This is a genomic window from Sulfitobacter mediterraneus (assembly GCF_003054325.1).
In the GTDB taxonomy this organism is placed as follows: domain Bacteria; phylum Pseudomonadota; class Alphaproteobacteria; order Rhodobacterales; family Rhodobacteraceae; genus Sulfitobacter; species Sulfitobacter mediterraneus.
Map to the genome: position 1 here is coordinate 240,698 of NZ_QBKU01000001.1, position 22,124 is coordinate 262,821.

A 22,124-nucleotide genomic window follows, 5' to 3' on the forward strand; every position below is an offset into this window, starting at 1 on the left:
CGGCCTGTTTTTTTCACACTCTACCTTGGCGGCACCCGATTGTTTAGCGCCGTCACCCCCATTCAACATCAAATTTTCGCCCTCTTTTTAGGCAACATGTCGCTGGCGCACAAATTTTAGGCGCTCACGAGCGATTCCATCCTCGGATTCACCTCCGACTCCTTCCATTACCGCCGTCTGTTCCGATTTTCTGCACCTGCACAATGCAGGGCAACCCTGCCAACCGGAAGAGGGCCAAAAGGTGAAACTCATCATTGCAACGATCAAACCATTCAAACTGGAACAGGTCCGCGAAGCGCTGACCGAAGCGGGCATTCGCGGTTTGATGGTCACAGAAGTCAAAGGCTTTGGCGCACAGTCAGGCCATACCGAAATCTATCGCGGCGCTGAATACGTCGTGAACTTTGTCCCGAAAGTAAAACTGGAACTGGTCGTCGCTGACAACATGGCCGACCAGATCGTCGAGGTGATCTCGACCTCCGCACGCACGGGCAAAATTGGCGACGGCAAAATCTTTGTTCTCGACGTCAATCAAACCGTGCGCGTGCGCACCGGTGAAACCGGCGAAGACGCCATCTGATCTCCTCCCTGATCAAAAGGAACCCCATCCATGACCAAGATCAAATATCTACCGCTGGCCGCCGCGATCGCGCTGGTGCCCACATTGGGCGCCGCGCAAGACGCCGAATTTGCCACCCTCGAACAAACCACGTTCATTTTTAACACTCTGCTGTTCCTCATTGGTGGCTTTCTGGTGTTCTGGATGGCCGCAGGCTTTGCCATGCTCGAAGCCGGGCTTGTTCGCTCAAAGAACGTGACCACGCAATTGACCAAGAACATGGGCCTGTTTGGCATTGCCGCGATCATGTACTGGCTGATCGGCTATAACATCATGTATCCCGGCGATGGCAATTGGATCATCGAAGGGGTGTTTGGCACCGTTTCGCCCAAAGACATCAAGACAGACATTGATGCAGGCGGCTATTCCAACGCGTCTGATTTCTTCTTTCAGTTGATGTTCTGCGCAACAACGGCCTCCATCGTGTCTGGCACCATGGCTGAACGGGTCAAACTGTGGCCCTTCCTGATCTTCGTGGTGGTCCTGACCGGCATAATCTACCCGATCGAAGCCAGCTGGCAGTGGGGCGGCGGTTTCCTGAGCGCAATGGGCTTTAGCGATTTTGCTGGCTCAACCCTCGTACACGCTGCCGGTGGCTTTGCCGCGCTGGCCGGGGCCATCATCCTCGGACCGCGTCTGGGCAAATACAGCAAAGAAGGCCGCGTGATCCCGCTGCCCGGCTCCAACCTGGCGCTGGCGACACTGGGCACATTCATCCTCTGGATGGGCTGGTTCGGCTTTAACGGCGCATCGCAATTGGCAATGGGCACACTCGAAGACGTGGATGCGGTCGCGCAGATCTTCGCCAACACCAACATGGCTGCTGCCGCTGGCGCTGTCGCCGCGCTGATCCTGACGCAGGTGATGTATGGCAAGGTTGACCTGACAATGGTGCTCAACGGTGCGCTGGCCGGTTTGGTCTCTATCACCGCCGGGCCGCTTGACCCGACCCTGTTTGGCGCACTTTGGATTGGTGCCGTTGGCGGTGTGATCGTGGTCTTTGCCGTGCCCTTCCTCGACAAGCTCAAGATCGACGACGTTGTAGGCGCCATCCCGGTTCACCTGATCGCGGGTTTCTGGGGCACATTGGTAGTGCCGGTCTATACCGAAGGCACATCCTTCGTGACCCAGATCATCGGCTTTGCCGCAGTGGGCATCTTTGCCTTCGTGATCAGCCTCGTCGCTTGGATGATCCTCAAGGCAACCGTTGGCATCCGCGCCAGCGAAGAAGCCGAGATCAACGGTCTGGACACATCCGAACTGGGCATGGAAGCCTATCCGGAGTTCTCCAACGGCTAAACCGTAACCACAAAGATCAAAAGCCCGGTCAATCGACCGGGCTTTTTCTATTTCACCAAAATTAATGGCTAGGTTTCAAAAGCCGGGCACTGCCCTTCGCTTCATTTGGCAAGAAAAACTCAATCCCTGCCCCTCAACCCGCGACGCCCTTGCAAAAGAACGCCTCAGACACCGGCGTCAATGATCGCCTTGGCCAGCATGGGCACTGTGTCGGCATTCAAACCCGCGATATTCATGCGGCTGTCGCCTACCATGTAAATCCCGTGCTCTTTGCGCAGCAGTTCGACCTTCTCGGGCGAGGTTCCAAGCAACGAGAACATGCCCCGATGCTGGGCCAGAAACCCAAACCGATCTGATCCAGATAGCCGCTGCAACTCCGCCGCCAGTTGTTGCCGCAGATCGAGCATCCCCAGACGCACTTCTTCAAGCTCCGCCATCCAATCGCTGCGCAGCGCATCATCGGTGAGAATCGTGGTTACGATCCGCGCACCGTGATCGGGCGGAAAGCTGTAGTTCTGGCGGTTCAGATAGGCCAGCGTGCCTTGGTTCAGCACCTGCGCCGCAGGGTCCGCCGCGATCGCCATCAACAGGCCCGTCCGTTCCCGGTAGATGCCAAAGTTCTTCGAGCAGCTCGCCGCGATCAGGCATTCCGGAACCGCCGCAACCAGTTTGCGCGTTGCTGCCGCATCTTCGACCAGCCCGTCCCCAAAGCCCTGATAGGCAATGTCGATCATCGGGGTTGCGCCGGTTTCCAGCAAGACCTCGATCACCGCATCCCATTCTGCCGCGTTCAGGTTCGCACCGGTCGGGTTGTGACAGCAGCCATGCAGCAGAACCACATCACCCTTTTTGGCGGTTTTCAGATCGGCCAGCATGCCGTCAAAATCAACACCACGCGTCTCGCTATCGAAATAGCGATAGGGCACCGCCTCAATCCCGATGTAGGACAGGATCGACAGGTGGTTTGGCCATGTCGGGTTTGACACGAACACCCGTGCATTGGCATTGGCCATGCGGATCATTTCAAACGCCTGGCGCACCGCACCCGTGCCGCCGGGGGTAGCTGCCGCGGCAATGGTATTGCGCGCCACAGCGCCGTCCAGCACCAATTCGATCATCGCGTCCGAATAGGCCGGATCACCGATCAGCCCTGTGTAGACCTTGGTATCCTGGGTTTCCCAAATCTTTTGCTCGGCCGCTTTGACGGCCCGCATTACCGGGGTCAGTCCGGTTGCGTCTTTGTAAACGCCGACACCCAGATCCACTTTGGTATCGCGTGGGTCTTCGCGGTACATCTGCATCAGCGCAAGGATCTTGTCCGCTGGCTGGGTTTTCAATGTCTCAAACATTAGGCCTCTCCGGTTGCCACAGGAACGGTGGGGAACATCCCCCATTCCGACCATGATCCATCATAAAGGGACCACGAATGATGCCCCATGCGTTCAAGCGCCAAGGCCAGAACCGACGCCGTAACGCCGGATCCGCATGAGGTGATAACGGGTTTGCCCAGATCAACGCCTGCCGCTTCAAAAATGCTGCGGGTCTCATCCGGGGTTTTCAAAGTTTTATCGTCGTTCAGCAAACTGCCAAAGGGCACGTTGCGCGATCCTGGAATGTGGCCAGCGCGCAATCCTTCACGCGGCTCAGGCGCATCGCCGCGGAACCGTGCAGCGGCGCGGGCATCCACGATCTGCGGATCACCCAGCTTGGAGGCATGCGCCACCTGCGTGACATCACGCACCAACTGGTTCTGGAAACGGACCGTCATGTGCCGATCACGCGGGATCGGCGGCATGTCTTCGGTCGGATTCCCCTCGGCGACCCACTTGGGCAAACCACCATCCAGCACCGCCACGTTTTCCTGCCCCATCAGACGGAACAGCCACCAGACACGCGCAGCAGAAAACAGGCCCGCGCCATCATAGACAACCACCTGATGCCCGTCGCCAACACCCATCGCCCGCATCCGCGACATGAACTTTTCCACCGGCGGTGCCATATGTGGCAAGTCCGACCGAGCATCGGAAATCTCATCAATGTCGAAAAATCGTGCGCCGGGGATATGCGCGGCATCATATTCGGCTTTGGCATCGCGGCCCTCATCGGGCAAATACCATGATGCATCCAAAAGCCGCAGATCGGGGTCTTTCAGGTGCTTGGCCAACCATGCGGTCGACACCAGTGTTTTGGGATCATCAGCCATCGGGAATCCTTTGCAAAACAGGTCGCACACTGCCTATCCCCGCTGGCGCAGACTGGCAAGGTGGTAGCATGCCGCAAGGGCCTTGAACTATTTGTCTGGAAAGGGATCAGTATCCCGCAATGAGGGGTGATTTGAAATCTCATCCCACCACGCGCTTAACGCTGAGTAATGCCGCAACAAATCAGCAGCTTCGGGCACCCTGACGAAATAATCCATCATCGGGGCCAAATGTAGATCCGCGAGGCTGATCCGCGCACCGCCCAGCTGCAACCCCCCAGCGGCGATACTGTCCAGCGCCCGCAATGGCGCTTGGGACAGGACCAGCCCCTCCGCCACAATCGCAGAATCCCCGTCCTCGCCCACGGCGGCTTGATAGAACCCGTGAGAGAACACTTTGCGCACCAATGGCTGATAAACATAGGCATCCACGATGCCCATCACCTGCGCCATCCGAGCGGCCGACTGTGGATCAGTAGGGATCAGGCTGGCCTTGGGGCCAAGATCGTTGAGATACCGCAAAATCGCCGCCGTTTCCGTCAGCACGAAATCTCCATGCTGCAACACCGGCACCCGGCCAAGCGGTGTCATCGCGGCCAAGACCGGATCAGGCTCAGCCGCGAAGGGGTTTGCCTCTACATAAGTCGCGGTAAGCCCGGTTTCGATCAGTCCCATCCGCGCAATCCGCGTATAGACCGAATGGCGAAAGCCAAGCAGGTTCAGCGGCTCAGCCATGATCTTTCAACAAACGTGATTTTTGCCGCGACCAATCGCGTTTGGCCGCTGTTTCGCGCTTGTCGTGGTTTTTCTTACCCTTGGCGATACCCAGCTTAATCTTGGCCATGCCGCGATGATTGAAATACATCACCAGCGGCACAAGGGTCATGCCCTTCCGCTGGGTTTCATTCCACAGGTTCGACAATTCCTTGCGCGACACCATCAACTTGCGGCGGCGGCGCTCTTCGTGACCAAAGGTTTTGGCCTGCGCATAGGGCGCGATATAGCTGTTCACCAGCCACAGCTCCCCATCCTCAACCGCGGCATAGCTTTCCGCAATATTCGCCCCACCCTGACGCAGTGATTTGACCTCGGAACCTTCCAGAATGATCCCGCATTCGATGTCGTCATCAATGGCATAATCATACCGCGCCCGGCGGTTTTCAGCGATCACCTTGTAGTTCGGATCGGATTTCGAAGAGGATTTGACCTGTGACATGCAAAGGGATGTAGAACGCCGCCTGCCCCAGCGCAAGGTGAGCCAGACCAAAGACTGGGTGCAGAGGTGACCTTAGCCATAACAAATTGGCCAAACTCTCGCCTCAATTCGGTGTCAGGAATTGAGGCCGCAATATCGCCGATTCAGCTAGCCATGAGGGCAGAATGCACAAACCCATTGCCCTCGTGGCCCTGATCCTAAGCGTGTCTCAATACACTGCCGCCATGGCGGATCCGCTGCGCATCCTCGTTATGGGGGATTCTTTCATGACCTCCAATGGCTCCGCCGGATCCGCCGTACCCAGCCTGCTGCGCCGTGATCTTCAGGCCAATGTCCAAAGCCGCGCGGTGACGGGTGCGCGATTTGTCTACCGTCTGCCAATCACCGGCGCCTTGGGCATGAACATCACAAAACAATACCGCCCTGGCCCGTGGGATTTTGTCGTGATGAACGGTGGCGGCAACGATCTGTGGATGGGCTGCGGCTGCACACGCTGCCGCAAACGCCTCAACCGTCTGATCTCCCCTGACGGGCGCAAGGGCGAGATCCCCAGTGCTGTGAGCAAAGCCCGCAAGAGCGGGGCGCAAGTCATCTATGTTGGATATCTGCGCAGCCCCGGCCTTGGCTCCCCTATCGAGCACTGCCGCAAAGTGGGTGACGCATTGGAGGCCCGGATCAACGTGATGGCGAAACAAGACGCTGGCGTCAGCTTTGTTTCCTTGGCGGATATGGTGCCGCATGGCGATCGCAGCTTTCACGCCGCGGACATGATCCATCCCTCGCCCAAAGGCAGCGCCGCCGCGACCCAAAGGATTGCCCAAACCATTCGAAATATTCAGAAATAACGATCAGTCGCCCAGCTTGGCGTGAACCTCATCCAGATCGATCTCCCCCACAGGCATTTTGTTGCCGGGGTTATCAAAATCGTATTTGAACAGTGCAAAATCGCGTTTGTAGATCTCGCGCACCAAATGCATCGACAGATCATCAAAGTAATCTTCCACCGGATGCGCGCGTTTGGGTCCATGCCCTTCGCTTTCGTTAAAGCGCGGAATATCCGCCAACTTGACCGCATGCGGTGTCTTGATTGCATCCAGAACATTCTGCATGCCGTCGTTAAAACTTTCGGTCCAGACGATCTTGTCATACTTGCCGCCGTTCACGATGAACGTGCTGACATGGCCAGCCTGCGCGGACCAGTGAATGTCGGGGTCCATGGGGCGCCGCCAGCGGATTGTGTCCCGCGCGAAAAGCAGAAACCGGCGAAAGCTGGCGATCTGGTCAAACTCCTGTTTGCCATCCTCGCCGCCAACTTCGATCCCGTATTTCTGGATCAGAAGCGGCACCAGATTGCCGCGATATCGCCGCCCGTTGCGTTGAATCCCGCAAATCTTGTCAAAGAATGACGATAGAACGCGGGTGTAAGGGTTGCGCACACAGGTAAAGGCAAAGGACTTATGCGCCGTCACATTGCGGGTGATCGGATCTTGTGACGCATCCAGTGCCCACTTGTGCAGACCGGACTGCGCATCATGGATGTCGCCATCAAAAAAAGCCCCATGATCAGAGTAATACATGATTTGCCCGATGGTCGAGCAGGCACATTTTGGCACCACCCGATAGACCACGCTTTCGCTTTCCGTCATCCATGTTCCGGGAAACCCCATAGCGTTCCTGCCTCCTGCCGGTTGCGACTGTTTTCACAACAGTTTCGCGATAACCCCAAAAAAGGGATAAATTCTGTTTATTCAATTCACCTTCACCATTATCTAGGTAAACAAACAGAGGTAAAGAGGCAGTTCGTAACAGGTATGGCAAAAATCGCCTACATCCTGCTGTGTCACAAAGACCCGGCTGCCATCATTCGGCAGGCCGAGCGGTTGACGGCGGCTGGCGACTATATGTCGATCCACTTTGATGCCTCCGCAGATGCAGACGCCTTTCGCGAGATCCAAACCGCCCTTGCCGACAATCCAAACGTCACCTTCGCGCACAAGCGTATCAAATGCGGCTGGGGTGAATGGTCACTGGTTCAGGCAACGATCTATGCCGTGCAATCCGCCGTTGATGCCTTCCCAAGGGCCACGCATTTTTACATGCTGTCGGGTGATTGCATGGCCATCAAAACCGCCGAATACACTCACCGCTTCCTTGACGACAACGATGCAGATTTCATCGAAAGCTTTGACTATTTCGAAAGCGATTGGATCAAGACCGGCTGGCGCGAAGAACGCCTGATCTACCGCCACTACGTCAACGAACGGACCCACAAGAAACTATTCTACGCGATGTTCGAGGCGCAAAAACGCTTTGGGCTCAAACGCAAAATTCCTGCTGATCTGCAAATCCAGATTGGCAGCCAATGGTGGTGCCTGCGCCGCAACACTGTTGAAGCCGTCTTGGAGTTCATCAAAAAACGCCGCGATGTCTTGCGGTTTTTCCGCACAACCTGGATCCCGGATGAAACCTTCTTTCAAACCCTGGTCCGTCATCTGGTCCCGGAAAACGAAATTCGCGCCCGCACGCTGACCTTCTTGATGTTCACCGACTATGGTATGCCGGTCACCTTCTACAACGACCACTACGACCTGCTGCTCAGCCAGGACTACCTCTTTGCCCGCAAGATTAGCCCCGAAGCGCAGGATCTAAAGCGCCGGCTTGGTCTGCTTTATGCCGCCGAAGGTGTCGATTTCCAGATCAGCAACGAAGGGCGCAGCCTGTTCAAATTCCTCAGCGGCCGTGGCCGCGTTGGCCGCCGCTTTGCCACTCGCTTTTGGGAAACAGAAAGCACGCTTGGCCGTGAACGCGAACTGCTGATCGTGGTCTGCAAAAAATGGCATGTTGCCAAACGGGTGCTCGAACGCATTCGCCAGGTGACCAATGTTCCGGCCATCGAATACCTCTTTAACGAAGAGGACACGCCGCTGCCCGATCTTGGCGGCATCCAGAACACTCTGGAAAAACGCACACGCCACCGCCGCGCCTTGATGCGGATGCTCTTTGACTACTATGAAACCGACCGCCTGATCGTCTGCATGGATCCCAGCAATCTTGACCTGCTCAATGATTTTGCCTCGGACCGGTCTGTCACCCGGATAATGGAAATCGAATGCCAGTTCTCGGATGACTACCTCATCGGCCACGCCATGCGCGTCGGCCTTGCGGGCGACCAAACCTCAAAAGACACGCTGGCCCGTCTGCTGCCAACCATCCGCAACGACATGCTCCACGAAAGCGATCAACTCAACGATGCTGAATTTGAAAACCACTGCCGGATGCGCGAAATCGCAGGCTCAGACGAAAACGCACAGGAACTTGGTCATTTTCTGAACATTCCAATGGACAAAGCAGCAGAGATCACACGCACTGATCACCTCTTTGCCGACTGAACCTGCCCTTTTTGGCCTCAAATACTCCAGGGCGAGTTTGAGGGGGCATGCAGCCCCCTCATCAGCCTAAATCATGCGCGGCAACGCCGCCCGACTACTCTAGGATTTGTCCTTGGCCCGCCAGGTGCCGATCCAGCGGCTGAACCGACCGCGCTTTTCCACCAAATCGTCCTCAATGGCTTCCAATGTCGGATCAATGCGCGCCATGCGGAACCGCCGCCAGCGCACCCAGATTGCATAGGCGATGGCAAAAAACACCACGAGGATAAAGATATTCAACCAAGGAATGCCTTTGGCGGCATCCGGACCATCCACTGCGCGGATCGAAATCGCATTGGGAAAAATCGACAGGAACTCATTGCGCCAGCCATAATGCTTGATCGCGACATACTTGGCCGCTTCGCCTGTGGATTTGGCATCTGCCGCCTCGGCCTGCAAGTTCGACGTATCAAACTTGAAATAGGGCGGCCAGCCCCACCCCGTATCCTCATTGCGGTAAACCATCACATCACCTTTGGCCCGCCGCGTCTGGATAAAGAACACATCGCGGTTCACCGCAGTGCCATCATTGCCCACATCTGCCTGCGCCCAAAAGATCGAGTTCTCGCCAAAATCAATCCGCTTTTCATAAGTGTCCGTGACCCGCACGATATCCACTTGCGGCAGCGTGTAGTGAAAGAAAGCCCCCACCAGCACCCAAAAAGTGATCCAGAAAACCCATTTGATAATCGCCATCTGATGGCTCCTTCAGGAAAAATTGGTGAGGTAGATGATCACGCCGACCACCACCACCGGAACAACATAAACACCCAGGATCAGCTTGCGCCGGATCGATCCATCGTATTTCTCAAGCCCGCGCTGCACAAAGGTCTCGCGGTTCACTTTCTGCGGTCCGTCCTGCCACTTCTGCCGCAGCTTTCCCTTGCGCACCGCGCGGGAATAAAACGACAGGCAGACATAGATCACCGTCAAAACGATAAACCCAACCACCACAAGCCGTGCCAATGCAAGCATCCTACCGCCTCCTTACCGCGCCCCAGGGGCCAACCCGCGCAATCATCTCTGACACCGGATCGGGCTTGGCCCTGCGCGGCTCTTCCATCGGTGCATCATGCCCGAAAAGTGCGGCCCGCGCACCGGCTTTGTCCACCTGATACTCGGCCACAAGAAAATCGGCAACATAGGCCTTTTTGGTCTCGGCCCAGCCTGCATAGGTGCGATAGAACAGCTCCTTGTGGCAAATGAACATCTGCCGCGCATCCTTGGGCGCCAGTTCCGCCAGCAGCATATTCACCAGCGCGGCGTCCTTGGTATCCGAGGCCCGCAGCGTATAAAAATAGGCCGGATGATCCGAGGTGATCCGCGGCCAGGCCCCGCCATTTTCCGCCCAGCGCACCAAAGCGCCCAGCGCATGAAACTCCGGCGGCAGCTTGTCACCGTGATGCCGCGCAAGCCTGCGCATATCAGCCCGGTTTGCCCCAGAAAGATCCACGCCCAGATCAGCCACCGCATCGACCAGTATGAAATCCATCTTCTGCCGCAGGATCGCCGCCGCATCCACGCCCCGCGCTTTTACAATCGGTTCCACCAGATCGTTGTAGTCAAAAAACTTCGCGATCTGGTTCCGGTTGCCTGCATCAAACACATATTTGATCGGCAGATCTTCCAGCCCATCCTTGCCCGCAGGGGCAATCAGCGCCGGATGCTCCAGATCCTGAAACAGATACAGCCCACCAAAATGCGCCGTCCAGAAATTGCGCTGGTCAAACCCCATCTGCTTGAGCTTTACCGGATTGCGGATCACATCCCCGGTCTTGCCCGCCAATGTGATCATCTTGGCAATCAAAACATCATCAAACCAACCGTCCGGCTCGCTCTTGAACCGGTCCACCAAACCGCCCAGCTTCTCCGCATCCCGCAGGGTGCCGCCCGTTGTATCGGCCTCAATCTCGACCCGGCGAATATCAAACAGCCGCGCCGGGGTGCTGACGTCATAAACCGAATTCACCAACTCCCCCGTCACCGCATCCCGCGCGGTCAGGGCAAAAAGCTGCGCCTCATTGGCATCCAGGAACTGCTGCAAGATCTCCCGCGAGTTCGAGAATTTGGTGTACAACAAAGGACAGCTGCGCTGCTCCATGCTGAGCAAGATAAACTGCCGGTTCACCCCCGCATGGTTGAGATAGAGATGATCGTCCAACGCGTCACCGACCTCAGGGGAATAGCCGGATATGTCGATGTGAAAGTCGCTCAGTTCCGTGCGCTTGCCCGTGAGATGCTCAAGCGCCCGATTGTAACGCTCCACCAAGGCGGGGCTGTCCACATGGAACAGATTGCCGAACATGAGGCCGTGTTTGATCAAGCGATGCATCTGCGCCTCCCGCCATGCTGCATTGTCAGTCTGCCCTGCATCTGCAAAGCAGATGCGCGCCCTTCCCTTCCCCCCATGGGGAATGGCGCAATGTTTTCAACGGCCCCTACTGACATAGATAATGATCTACTACTCATTTGAGCCCCACATCATCGAAGGCACTTTGTTTTCCATCTCGAAAAGCAAAGAGGTTCCCAGGCACGACCAAGAAGGCCATTAACACCGCTTGAAACCAGGCAAACTTCAAATGTTCACCGAATGAACTGGCCTTTCCTGTTAAAGTCTCGGCGGTATCAAAAGAAACAGACAAAACCAGCCCAACGAGAACTAACAAAATTAGTGTCGACAGCAGAACTTTGAGCGGACCAAAAGAAGGTCTGGATCGCCCAAAACGCCACGCGGGGCCGCGGCATAGAAACGCCAACAAGATCGATACCAATATCGGCAAGATAAGGACGATAAGGCCTATCAAACCTCACCCCCCAAATACCGCTTCTTCGCCTCTTCCATCCGCTGCATATCCCGTACAGCACCGTCAATCGCCACCTCATCCGACTTATCCGCATAGCGGAACTCGGAATCCGCATACCGGTTGATCTCCTGCACCACCATCTCCACCGTGATCGGCTGGCGCATCTCGTTGATCATCGCCTTCTTGGTCTCGTAATCCTTGAACAGGAACAGCTCCGGCTCCTCCATCCATTCATCCGGCAGTTCAAAATCCATCGCCCGCACCTTGACCGCGTCGGTGATGTTCTTGATCGCCCGCCCGGTGAACCGTGGATCGGCCTCCTGAATACCCTTTAGATAGGTGCCCAGCTTGTTGATTGTGTCCAGCTCCCCGATCTCACCGCGCACCGCCTCATAAACCTTCAAAAGCCCGTCCTCATGGGGGCGGGCGTGCGATTCAAAAGACGCCGCCACCGCCTTTTTGATCGCCTGCGCCTCAAACACCTCGTGATCGCCCAAGGGGATGTCATGGTTCTTGCCCATCAACAGATAGAGGATATCAACGTAATCCTCCCGCGTCTGCGGCCCATCGACCAAGAACCGCGCCCCCGCCCGCTGGCGCAAGGCGTCATCCACGTTCTCGGGATAATTCGAGAACATCCCAAAGGTGCAATTCCCCCGCACCACGGTATTGGCCCCGGCAAAACTTTCCATCAGAACCGCCGTGATCTCCAACTGCCCCGCCGACGATTGCCGGTCACCACGTTTGCCCGCCAGCTGGTCAATATCATCAATCGTGCCAAACCCGATGACCGAGGGGTCGATGATATTGTTGATAAACGCCTTGGCGTTCTGCCCCGATTTGCCCTGATAACTGTCGATGTTATCGGTGCTCAGGTTCTGATAGCGAAACGGATATCCGGCATTGCCACAATACTCCGAAATCAACCCCGCCATCATCTGGATCAGCGTGGTTTTCCCCGTCCCCGGCGCGCCATCCCCCATAAAGGTAAAGATGAAACCGCCCAATTCGGCAAAGGGGTTCAGCCGCCGATCAAAATCATAAGCCATCAGCATCTTCGCCAGCTTCATCGCCTGATATTTGGCGATGTGGTTGCCCACCACCTCATTTGGCTTCTTGAAGGTCATGGTCAACGTGGTGGATTTCGCCTTGGACGCCGGGCTGAACCCGCGCACCGTGAAATCATCCGCCTCAACCCGCCAGGCGGCGGATTTGAACCCTTCCAGGCGCCGCGCGGTCTGGGCACGCAGGGCAACCTTTTCCATCAGGCTTTCGGCAAAGGCCGCCACCGTGGCCACCAGACGCGCATCATCCTGCGCATGGGCGGCGATATCCTGATCCAGCTCCCACAATGCACCATGCAGCGCGACCTGACCGTTGTCGGTTAAAACCTCATCCACCTCGCCCACTTCCACTGTGGTCTCCGTCAGATGTGATGACATCAAATAGGCTGTGGCATTGCCCAGAACATAAAGCGTGACCAATGCCTCCGCCGCCAGCAGCTCGCTAAACTCGCTCTTGCGGGCCGCAGGCAATGACCCCTCCAAATTGGCCCGTTTGAGATCACCCAGCCCCGATTGCTCCGCCACGTTCTCAGCGACCGCCAGCGCAATCGCAATCGCCCGTCGCAACACATGCAGCACCGTCGCCTGCATCGGGCTGATCAACGTATCGCCTTCATCCGCGCCTTCGATCCGCGCAATCAATTGCACAGCCCCGGTCGGCACCCTGCGCCGTGTCACCAGCCCCAGTGTGGTGGTGCGAAACCGCCGCCGCGTGCCAAGGCCCGCAGATTGCTCTGCGACGCTATCATCCCCGGTGGCCTTACCAATCCGCGGCGCATGGTCAAATCCGTCCAACATCGCCTGCGCCATCGGCACATGGGTTTGAATATCCTCCTCGCGGAGTTCCATCGCATCTGAAATCTGGCTCATCTTGTAAGGGCCTTCCCTTTTTGGCTCTAAATATTCCCGCCGGAGGCATAAAATTTAGTAACGCAGCACTTGCCCCGACCCGCTCACCACAAATTTGCGCACGGCACCAAACCCGGGCGGGTTTTGTTCTTCCAAAACCTGATAGGGCCGTTGCGGCAGGATGATGCTGCGCTCTTGCCGGGTGGCGCCCAGATCGGCGCCCTTTCCGCCAAACGGATCCAGCGCAAAGACCTCCCGTTCAACGGTGCTAAACCAGCCCGATTTTTCTTCGATCACGCGGTCGCTGACCAATTCCTCTTCGGTCCAGACCAAAGCCCAATCCTGCCCCTCGGGCGCTTTGGCGCCAGCCAACACATCGCGCAGCGGGCCAGCCTGCCGGGTAAAGGCATGGCTGTACATCGGACCCACATGAAACCGCCGCAACCGCTTGGGGTGCAGGTCGTCAAAATCCTGATCAAAACCGCGCGCAATTGTCACCAGCTTCAGCCCGCCCAGCGCCTGCGCAGACAGATGCGCCTGCACCTCCGGCCAGCGCCGTTCATCCTTGGGCAGCCCAACCTTGCCGCTGTCCTCCAGCTCCAGCAGGTAGATCACCGGCAGATTCACTTGGCTGTCATAAGTCGCCCAATGCAGCCGAAAAGTGCGCCGCCCTTCGCTCAGGTTTCCGGTCCAATCGGCCTGCGGATCATTCTGCACCCAGAACAGATCCCCCTTGATCAGCTCCTCATAATAAAGCCGCTGCGACAACGCGAATTGCAGCTTGGTCGGTACCTGCCTGTCGCCCAGGATCATCTGGACCATTTCGTTCTTGAGCGTGGCGACCGAAGGCATGTTTTCCAGATGTTTGGCCGCCTGCTGGGCATCATTGGCCATCGTCATCAGCTCTTCCGCCACGGGAAAGCCACTGTCGCGGTTGTCGATACTGAGCGAGCCAAAGAACCGCCCCGTTTCGCGGCCCACCAACAGATACTTGAGGCTCAGCGCCTTAAACGTATGGGTCAACATCACCGCATAGCGGGTCAGAATTTCCACCTCATCCCGGTTCAGCTTGCTTTCCGCCTCCATCACACCGGCCACACGCAACATATGCTGCATGATGCCTTCGAATTTGCGGAAATACCGGCGCGAGGCAAAGGTATCCATAAGGCCAACGTGGTCGCGGGCGGGATCAGTCATTTTTGACCTTTGTTTCATCGGCAGCACATTTTCTCAATCGAATCTGCTTAACTTCTGGTGGTTCCGGCAGACCGTGTTTCAAACAAAACTGCCAAAAAACAAACGCACCTCCCAGAGGCAAAAGGATCACCCACATCAGCCATCGCGGGACGGTGATATAGGGAGCCAACACAAGCAGCGCTAGAGCACCCGCAAAAAGGCCGACCAAACGCATATTTGGCCCAGATGTTGGCTTAAGCCCCATACTGATTGCTGTCATGCTTCTCGATGATCTTCTGGAACCGGCGGGCGAAGCGTTCATCGGCCTTGGCTTTGGCCTCCAGCACTTCGCGGGCAAAGACCATGTGATCTTCGTGCTTCTCCATCATCTCGGCCATACGCGCATTGGTGGCGGCCCCGATCCCGGCCATGGCAGATTGCGCCTCTTGGTCGGTTTTTACGCCGATCTCGTTGATCCGGTGCGCGACGTCCTGCTGCTGTGCTGTCTTGAGCGATTTGGTCAGCGCATCATAGAGCACAACCCGCTGCTTGGTGTCTGTTTGCAACTTGTTGATCAACACCATCTGGGTCGCCGCCTGGTTCTGCAATGAATCGATCCAGGTCTTGCCCTTTTCGATGTACCGCTCCATCGTTTGTGATTTCGCCAGCTTGACCTGCTCTTCCTGCACCAACGCATTGTAGCGGGTGTTCATCTCGGCCAGTTCGGTTTCCAGCTTGGTGCGTTTGGCGGCATCGGTTTCGCTGGCAATGGCATTCTCTAGTTTGATAATATTCGGGTCCATCCCGCCGATGTCGCTGCGAATGTTCTCAAGCTCACCCACCGTCATCTCGCGTTCGTCCAGTGTCTCGGTCAGGTTGCTTTCAACCTTGACCTTCTGCTCTTCCAGCATCGCCAACTGCCCTTCGAGCAGTTGCACAATCACGTCGGACTTGCCGATCAGATCCTGCAACTTGTCGTCAATAGAGGCGGAGCGCACCCGTTCCTGCCGCATGCTGTCCGACTTGGCACCGGAAAAGATCCCCACAAAGGTTTCCCAACCGGTCTTGTTGCGCATTTCATCAAAATCACGGCTGAACCCCGCGGTCACATCATCCAGCCCCATAATCAGCTCGGCAATATTGGCGTTCATCACCTCGGTATGGGCATGCACGTCCTCGAGCGTGGCATTTTCGATGTCGATCATCGCATCGTCGCCAGCTTTCAATTTGGCACGCGCGGTCTCAATCCGGCCGGTCAGTTCGGCGATCTTGCTTTGCGCTTCTGCAACCTGCGCTTGGGATTCTCTTACCTGTGCATCCAAATTGGCCATCAAACGATCCTCTATTTCAATATCTTAGCCCATATATAGGCAATGTTATGCCGATTTACATCAGCCAGTTAAAAAGTTTTTCCGATTGTGCCAAATGCCCCTGATCTTGAAAAGGGCTGATCAGTCCGCCTGCGCATCCGGCTGCACAGCCGCCCATCGCACAGTCATAAGCAAAGCCACCAAACACAGGATGCCCGCGACCGCATACCACCCCAGTGTCATGCGAATATCACCATAGGCCATGCCCGCCCGGTCGGAAACTTGCACCGACGCGAGCAGCAAACTGCCCGCAAACAGCAACCTACCCGCAAAGCTTTGTACAGACAGAAACGTCGCCCTGCCTGCATCGCTCAGCAATGGTTGCATGCGCGCGATGATAAATGGCCGGGACAATGAATTGGGCACCATACGCAGAAACAAAACCCCGATGGCAAAGATGCTGTTGGTCACGGCCAGCGTGGCAATCAAACCGACCTGAATGCCAAAGGCCAGCATCAAAAGCGCCGCCAGACCAAACCGCCTGCGCAGCCGCAGCGCAAACAAAGTGGCAAGCGCAGAGGTCAACATCATGATCGCAGAGACACCGCCACTGACCATCGGCGCATCCCCTTGCAATCCAATATTGCGCAGGGCTTCGGCGATGAAAGGCTGACCAAAAACAAAAGGAATATGGCTGAACCCATACATCAGCACAGAAAGCGTGAACAGCCAGACCAAAACCGGAACCCGCATCGCAGATTGAAAGAGCCGTGCTTGAAACACCGGCCCGGCGGTCTCAGTTCGGTTCACCTCATGCGGCGGCTCACAGAACCGCAGCGCCACAACAAAACAGGCTGCCTGCGCCGCAGCACCCGCCGCAAAAGCCAGACCATACCCCCATTGCGCCATCAGCCCGCCCGTGAACGCCGACAGGGCAAGCCCGATCAACGAAAACTGCCAACTGCGGGTTTCCTGCGCCTCGGTTTCATCCTCCCGTCCATCTGCTGCCAGGGATTCATACAAGAACGCATTATCCGTCCCCGATGCAAAAGCCGCACCTGCGCCCAGCAACACTTGCGCCAAGGCAAAGACGGCAAAGCCATTTCCAAAAGCGATCAACGCCGCGCCAGCACTGGCCGCAAGCCCCGACGCAATCAGCGTCCGCCTCCGCCCCAGTCGATCCGACATATAGCCCGACGGAACCTCCATCGCTGTCGTGCCAACATCATAGATCGCGTAAAGCAAGATCGCTTCGGCACCCGATAGCTCTTTTTGGAAGAACAAAAACCAGATTGCCTGCCAGAACACGAGGTTCTGGAAGAACTTGAACCATGGATACAACGCGACATTGCGCGCTGTTGGAGTGGCGGCGATCACCCGCTGACCAGAATATTGGTCAACTCATGCTCAGGATCGGCCAGTGCATCAATCACATCAAAATGATGTTTACCCTGATCCACGACCTGCCGTGCGCCCCAAGCCCGCGCCAAGGCTTCGGCCTGCTCCAAGAATGCCGGACGCTCATCCGCGCCCACCCAAACCGTCACAGCCACCCCATGCGGCGGCGTCATGTTCACCGGGCTTTCTGCAATGGCTTCTGCCTCATCCAACCGCAGATCGGCGTTCATCGAGGTTTGCAACAACGGCGCAAGGTCCGCCACCGGAGAGATTGGCACAACCGTCTTGATCCGGCCCCGCACATCCCCCGGCAACACCAGCGGATCCATCATCCGCGCCACCAAATGCCCGCCCGCCGAATGCCCCGCCAGGGCAATCGGCCCAAAGGTTCGGTTGGCAATATGGCTGACCGCGGCGGCAATCTGGGTGGTGATTTCGCCAATCAGCGCCTCAGGGCACAGCACATAACTTGGCATGGCAACCGCCCAGCCCCGCGCCAGCGCCCCGGCGGCCAGATGCGACCACGCGCTTTTGTCAAAAGCCTTCCAATACCCGCCATGCACAAAGATCAACGTGCCACGCGACACGCCTTCGGGCTGAAAGAAATCATAGGCTTCCCGTTCCGACGCCCCGTATGAGACATCAACCTGCGCCCGCGCCCCGAGTTCGGTGCGAAATGCCGCCGCCGCCGCCGCCCAACGCGGCGGATATTCGTCTGCACCATCAATGTAAGCACCATTGGCATAGGCATCATCAAGCTTCATTTGGGTCTCCTGTAGGTATTCCGCCCATAAACTGGACCTAGACAATCATAGACTTACTTGCTTTGGGTAGCACAACCAAAACGCGGAGACACCCAAATGACCGACGCTACAACGAATCTCAAATCCCTGCTCAAAGATCCAAGCCTGCTCGAAACCTGCGCCTATATCGGCGGCAAATGGGTGGACGGCGAGGATGGTACCTTTGATGTAACAAACCCGGCCCGCGGCGATGTGATCGCTCAAGTGGCCAATCTCAGCCGCGCTCAGGTGGCTGGCGCCATTTCCCAAGCCGAAACCGCCCAGAAAGAATGGGCCAGCTGGACCGGCAAGGAACGCGCAAATGTTCTGCGCAAATGGTTCGACCTGATGATGGCGAACCAGGATGACCTCGGCGCGATCCTGACCGCAGAGCAAGGCAAACCACTGGCCGAAGCCAAAGGCGAGGTGGCCTATGGCGCCTCTTTCATCGAATTCTTCGGCGAAGAGGCCAAACGTATCTACGGTGAAACCATCCCCGGCCACCAGCGCGACAAACGCATCACCGTGCTGAAGCAACCCATTGGCGTCGCGGCATCGATCACGCCTTGGAACTTTCCCAATGCAATGATCACCCGCAAGGCCGCACCCGCCTTGGCCGCTGGTTGTTCTTTTGTCGCCCGCCCCGCCGCCGAAACACCGCTTTCCGCCATCGTGATGGGCGTGCTGGCCGAACGCGCAGGCATCCCCGCAGGCGTCTTCAACGTTGTGCCGTCCTCCTCGTCCTCTGCAGTGGGCAAGGAATTTTGTGAAAACCCGGCCGTGCGCAAGCTGACCTTCACCGGTTCAACCGAAGTTGGCCGCATCTTGCTCAAGCAAGCCGCCGACAGCGTCATGAAATGCTCAATGGAACTGGGCGGCAACGCGCCCTTTATCGTGTTCGATGACGCCGATCTGGATGCCGCTGTCGAAGGCGCGATCATGTGCAAATTCCGCAACAACGGCCAAACCTGCGTCTGCGCCAACCGCATCTATGTGCAATCCGGCGTCTACGACACCTTCGCCGAAAAACTCAAAGCACGCGTGGAACAGATGAAAATCGGTGACGGCTTTGAAAAAGGCGTGGACCTCGGCCCGCTCATCAATCCTGCCGCGGGTGAAAAGGTAAAAGAACATATCGACGACGCGATCAGCAAAGGCGCAACCGTCATTCTGGGCGGCAATGGCGCAATGGACGGTAATTTCCTTCCGCCAACCATCGTCACCGGCGTCACCCAAGACATGCAGGTCGCTCAAGACGAAACCTTTGGCCCCTTCGCCCCCTTGTTCAAGTTTGAGGACGAAGACGAAGTGATCGCCATGGCCAATGACACGATCTTTGGTCTGGCCTCCTACTTCTACGCCAATGACCTCAGCCGGGTCTACAAAGTGGCCGAAGCGCTGGAGTATGGCATCGTGGGCGTGAACACCGGCATCATCTCCACCGAAGTCGCACCATTTGGCGGGGTCAAACAATCCGGCCTTGGCCGCGAAGGCAGCCACCACGGCATCGAAGACTATCTTGAGATGAAATACATCTGCATGAGCGTCTAAATCAAAAAACGCCGGACCTGTACTGGGTCCGGCGTTCTGCCTTTTTGGCCTTAAGTACCTCCGGGGTGTTTGAGGGGCTGGCCCCTCTATCCCGCAGCCAAGGCAAAAACCAAAGGCCTGTTCAGTTGACCGACTTGGCTTCAACCACGTCCTTGTCCAGAACCGCACGATCAGAGGCAATCTGGATCTGGCGTGGTTTCAGCGCTTCGGGCATTTGCCGTTCAAGATCAATGTGCAGCATCCCGTCGGCATGTGCGGCACCAGTCACATGCACATGATCGGCCAAATGGAACCGGCGCTCAAAGGCGCGGGTGGCAATGCCGCGATGCAGATAGGTTTTTTCTTCGGTCTCATCCGCTTTGCGGGCCGAAACGATCAGCGATTTTTCCCGCATCTCAACACTCAGATCATTGTCCGAGAAGCCGGCAACGGCGATGGAAATGCGATAGGCATCATCGGCCGTTTTTTCAATGTTGTAAGGGGGATAGCTGGGTGTGGCACCATCATTGCTCAGCACACGGTCCATCATGTTGGCGATCTGGTCGAACCCAACAGTGGAACGGTAAAGCGGTGCAAAATCATAACTACGCATTTGGTCATCCTCATCTTTGAGCGATTGAACATCCGGACCTTCCACCATTGGACAGGCCCGTTTTTCTTTGCCCAAGACCCTCACTAGGCGCCTTGGACATCACTCATGTGGGAATGGTAATGCGGCCTTTCAAGACCCTTTTGCAGTCACGAATTTCGCCCCGGTGCCGCCCTTGTTGCCGCCCACGGTCAACCGTTTGACCCGTGCGCGGGGCGCAGGCTTGTTGGCCCGCATCTGACGTTTCAACGCGCCAACAACCTCTGGCAGGATCATCCCGAGCGCCACATCTTTGCCGCCCCATGATCCACCACCCGAAATAAGCGCAACGATTTGCCCGCGCCCGTTCAAATGGGTAAACACCGGCGCACCGCTGGAGCCAAAGGTCAGATCACAATCCAAGGCGATCAAACCGGTCTGAGTATGCACCACCTGACATTGATCTTGCCGAGACAAAGCCTCAGAGCGGCCTTTGCCATAGGACACAACACTGACCGGCCCTTTCGGCAACTGCCCTGAATAGACAACAAAAGGATCAAGTTCATGGGATGGAATACGCTCTGCCAGACGGACCAGCGCAACATCGGTTCGGATATTCACCGCACTCATGCCATTGGCCGGATCATAGGTGTTGAGCACTTCAATCTGCGACACTTGGCGTTTGGCCGCCGCTGTCCCGTGAGTCAGCCCTGCCTGAAACGTCAGATCCGACGGGTTGACCAAATCGATCCCGGAAAAGACACAATGCGCTGCTGTCAAAACCAGATCCGGTGAAATCAACGTGCCGGTGCAATAGCTGCCCTTTGCGCTGTCCAGCCGGCCAATTGCCTGCCAGACCAAGGCTTCGTTTTCGGTGTCGAGGGATCGCAGGTCTGTTGTCCCATTGCTTTGTGCTAACACCGCCCCTGTGCATAAGCCAAGAGACAGGGCTGTGCCCGCAATATGGCGCAACAGCTTCATCATGGTTTCACAAATTTCGCGCCGGTGCTCCGGTTGGCGTCACCTGCAACGATCCGCTGCGGCGCTGCATTAGAAGAAGAAAACACACCCTTGCCCGCAACCAACTCTGCCCGCAACATGGCAAGCGGTGCGCCCAAAGAGGTTCCCAGCGACACGTTCGATCCTTCCACTTCAGCTTTGGCAGACACAACCGAAACAATCTGCGGAGCGCCATTGGCAAAGGTAAAGATCGGCGCGCCGCTTGAGCCAAAATCAACCGCGCATGACGTAACAAGCACACCTTCTTGTTGAGCCAACACCTTGCACCGTTCCTGAAGCGATGGCGCCTCAGATCTGTCGCGGGCATAGCTCACCACCCCAACAGGATCACCCGGGCGCGGCCGCGCCGCGGTGGAAAATGGGGTTATCGTGGTGTTGTTGATCGGGCGCTGCAGCTCCAGCAAGGCCAGATCATTGCGGACTCGTTGCGAAGAAACCTCGCCATCGTAAACGTAATCAGGGTGCACCACGGCGCGGCGCACATCGCGGTAAGCGCCCGCGCGACCGTTGCGGAACCCCGCGAGGAATTGCACCTTGCCGTGATCAATCCGTTGTTTTGTGTCTTTGTCAAAAAGGCAGTGCGCAGCGGTCAAAACCAGCCGCGGCGCGATCAATGCGCCGGTACAGAAGCCGCGCCCGCCAATGTCCAACCTGCCGACCGCTTCCCAAGCTTTTCCGGTCACCCCGGTTTCCAACCGCTTGAGCCGCGAATCCTGTGCATATGCTGCCGAAGTGACAACAAGAGCCATAAGTGAAAGAGCCATCCAGCGCCGCAAAAGACCATCCCCGTTCTTGTCTATACTTAGGCACTACGGGGCAGATGCGGCAAAATTGCGGCAA

Annotated in this window: 23 protein-coding genes; 5 read left to right on the forward strand and 18 right to left on the reverse strand. The window is 56.9% G+C overall.

Translation table 11 applies throughout. The features are described 5' to 3' along the window. Nucleotides 1–241: 241 nt before the first annotated feature. Together C8N31_RS01335 and C8N31_RS01340 are read left to right on the forward strand one after the other, a co-directional pair. Nucleotides 242–580 (forward strand): P-II family nitrogen regulator, encoded by a 339-nt coding sequence (locus C8N31_RS01335; protein WP_025047149.1) that lies wholly within the window; start codon nt 242–244, stop codon nt 578–580. A 30-nt stretch (nt 581–610) separates the two neighbouring features. After that, a complete protein-coding gene (locus C8N31_RS01340) occupies nt 611–1,918 on the forward strand; it encodes an ammonium transporter (protein ID WP_025047150.1) in 1,308 nt (435 codons plus the stop codon). Between the two features lie 164 nt (nt 1,919–2,082). Here the strand turns inward: C8N31_RS01340 and C8N31_RS01345 are convergent, their stop codons facing one another. The 4 genes from C8N31_RS01345 to smpB form a co-directional block, all read right to left on the reverse strand. After that, a complete protein-coding gene (locus C8N31_RS01345; protein ID WP_025047151.1) occupies nt 2,083–3,267 on the reverse strand; it encodes an amino acid aminotransferase in 1,185 nt (394 codons plus the stop codon). Continuing rightward, on the reverse strand, nt 3,267–4,121 hold the full coding sequence (gene sseA, locus C8N31_RS01350; RefSeq protein WP_025047152.1) for a 3-mercaptopyruvate sulfurtransferase: 855 nt from the start codon (nt 4,119–4,121) through the stop codon (nt 3,267–3,269). Before sseA ends, C8N31_RS01345 begins: the two co-directional genes overlap by 1 nt. Before the next feature lie 87 nt (nt 4,122–4,208). Beyond that, a complete protein-coding gene (locus C8N31_RS01355) occupies nt 4,209–4,853 on the reverse strand; it encodes a glutathione S-transferase family protein (protein ID WP_025047153.1) in 645 nt (214 codons plus the stop codon). Then, nucleotides 4,846–5,334, reverse strand: a complete 489-nt coding sequence (gene smpB / locus C8N31_RS01360; RefSeq protein ID WP_025047154.1) for an SsrA-binding protein SmpB — start codon at nt 5,332–5,334, stop codon at nt 4,846–4,848. The genes C8N31_RS01355 and smpB overlap by 8 nt, the downstream gene beginning before the upstream one ends. A gap of 164 nt (nt 5,335–5,498) precedes the next feature. On the opposite strand from smpB, the gene C8N31_RS01365 reads away from it, so the two are divergent. After that, nucleotides 5,499–6,179: an SGNH/GDSL hydrolase family protein gene (locus C8N31_RS01365; protein ID WP_025047155.1), complete on the forward strand. Its 681-nt coding sequence runs from the start codon at nt 5,499–5,501 to the stop codon at nt 6,177–6,179. A 3-nt stretch (nt 6,180–6,182) separates the two neighbouring features. Here the strand turns inward: C8N31_RS01365 and C8N31_RS01370 are convergent, their stop codons facing one another. Next, nucleotides 6,183–7,001: a sulfotransferase family protein gene (locus C8N31_RS01370; protein WP_025047156.1), complete on the reverse strand. Its 819-nt coding sequence runs from the start codon at nt 6,999–7,001 to the stop codon at nt 6,183–6,185. Nucleotides 7,002–7,145: 144 nt separating this feature from the next. On the opposite strand from C8N31_RS01370, the gene C8N31_RS01375 reads away from it, so the two are divergent. After that, nucleotides 7,146–8,723 carry a DUF5928 domain-containing protein gene (locus tag C8N31_RS01375; protein ID WP_025047157.1) on the forward strand — a complete coding sequence of 526 codons (1,578 nt, stop codon included), beginning with the start codon at nt 7,146–7,148 and terminating at the stop codon, nt 8,721–8,723. A 99-nt stretch (nt 8,724–8,822) separates the two neighbouring features. On the opposite strand, the gene C8N31_RS01380 is transcribed toward C8N31_RS01375, so the two are convergent. The 10 genes from C8N31_RS01380 to C8N31_RS01425 all read right to left on the reverse strand — a co-directional run bounded on the left by C8N31_RS01380 (nt 8,823) and on the right by C8N31_RS01425 (nt 18,127). Beyond that, entirely contained in the window at nt 8,823–9,458 is a 636-nt protein-coding gene (locus C8N31_RS01380; RefSeq protein WP_025047158.1) for a DUF1523 family protein, read from the reverse strand. Between the two features lie 12 nt (nt 9,459–9,470). After that, nucleotides 9,471–9,737, reverse strand: coding sequence for a hypothetical protein (locus C8N31_RS01385; RefSeq protein WP_025047159.1), 267 nt, complete (start codon nt 9,735–9,737; stop codon nt 9,471–9,473). A gap of 1 nt (nt 9,738) precedes the next feature. Then, complete coding sequence (locus tag C8N31_RS01390; protein WP_025047160.1) at nt 9,739–11,094, reverse strand: DUF6638 family protein; 1,356 nt, start codon at nt 11,092–11,094, stop codon at nt 9,739–9,741. Between the two features lie 133 nt (nt 11,095–11,227). Beyond that, the gene (locus C8N31_RS20250; protein WP_156026876.1) at nt 11,228–11,428 is read right to left on the reverse strand and encodes a hypothetical protein; all 201 of its coding nucleotides are present in this window, start codon (nt 11,426–11,428) and stop codon (nt 11,228–11,230) included. Between the two features lie 134 nt (nt 11,429–11,562). Beyond that, the gene (locus C8N31_RS01400; RefSeq protein WP_025047161.1) at nt 11,563–13,500 is read right to left on the reverse strand and encodes an AAA family ATPase; all 1,938 of its coding nucleotides are present in this window, start codon (nt 13,498–13,500) and stop codon (nt 11,563–11,565) included. Nucleotides 13,501–13,554: 54 nt separating this feature from the next. Then, on the reverse strand, nt 13,555–14,676 hold the full coding sequence (locus C8N31_RS01405; protein WP_025047162.1) for a hypothetical protein: 1,122 nt from the start codon (nt 14,674–14,676) through the stop codon (nt 13,555–13,557). After that, on the reverse strand, nt 14,669–14,935 hold the full coding sequence (locus C8N31_RS01410; protein WP_146173090.1) for a hypothetical protein: 267 nt from the start codon (nt 14,933–14,935) through the stop codon (nt 14,669–14,671). Before C8N31_RS01410 ends, C8N31_RS01405 begins: the two co-directional genes overlap by 8 nt. Then, on the reverse strand, nt 14,910–15,986 hold the full coding sequence (locus tag C8N31_RS01415) for a GumC domain-containing protein (protein WP_025047164.1): 1,077 nt from the start codon (nt 15,984–15,986) through the stop codon (nt 14,910–14,912). The genes C8N31_RS01410 and C8N31_RS01415 overlap by 26 nt, the downstream gene beginning before the upstream one ends. A 120-nt stretch (nt 15,987–16,106) precedes the next feature. Then, nucleotides 16,107–17,342 carry an MFS transporter gene (locus C8N31_RS01420; protein WP_025047165.1) on the reverse strand — a complete coding sequence of 412 codons (1,236 nt, stop codon included), beginning with the start codon at nt 17,340–17,342 and terminating at the stop codon, nt 16,107–16,109. Continuing rightward, nucleotides 17,339–18,127, reverse strand: coding sequence for an alpha/beta hydrolase (locus C8N31_RS01425; protein ID WP_025047166.1), 789 nt, complete (start codon nt 18,125–18,127; stop codon nt 17,339–17,341). Before C8N31_RS01425 ends, C8N31_RS01420 begins: the two co-directional genes overlap by 4 nt. Before the next feature lie 96 nt (nt 18,128–18,223). Between C8N31_RS01425 and C8N31_RS01430 the strand changes: the two genes are divergently transcribed. Beyond that, the gene (locus tag C8N31_RS01430; RefSeq protein ID WP_025047167.1) at nt 18,224–19,696 is read left to right on the forward strand and encodes an NAD-dependent succinate-semialdehyde dehydrogenase; all 1,473 of its coding nucleotides are present in this window, start codon (nt 18,224–18,226) and stop codon (nt 19,694–19,696) included. Nucleotides 19,697–19,817: 121 nt separating this feature from the next. Here the strand turns inward: C8N31_RS01430 and C8N31_RS01435 are convergent, their stop codons facing one another. The 3 genes from C8N31_RS01435 to C8N31_RS01445 all read right to left on the reverse strand — a co-directional run bounded on the left by C8N31_RS01435 (nt 19,818) and on the right by C8N31_RS01445 (nt 22,033). Then, a complete protein-coding gene (locus C8N31_RS01435) occupies nt 19,818–20,288 on the reverse strand; it encodes an Hsp20 family protein (RefSeq protein ID WP_025047168.1) in 471 nt (156 codons plus the stop codon). Between the two features lie 129 nt (nt 20,289–20,417). Continuing rightward, nucleotides 20,418–21,245 (reverse strand): trypsin-like serine peptidase, encoded by an 828-nt coding sequence (locus C8N31_RS01440; protein ID WP_037917775.1) that lies wholly within the window; start codon nt 21,243–21,245, stop codon nt 20,418–20,420. Then, the gene (locus tag C8N31_RS01445; RefSeq protein WP_025047170.1) at nt 21,245–22,033 is read right to left on the reverse strand and encodes a trypsin-like serine peptidase; all 789 of its coding nucleotides are present in this window, start codon (nt 22,031–22,033) and stop codon (nt 21,245–21,247) included. Before C8N31_RS01445 ends, C8N31_RS01440 begins: the two co-directional genes overlap by 1 nt. Nucleotides 22,034–22,124: the final 91 nt, after the last annotated feature.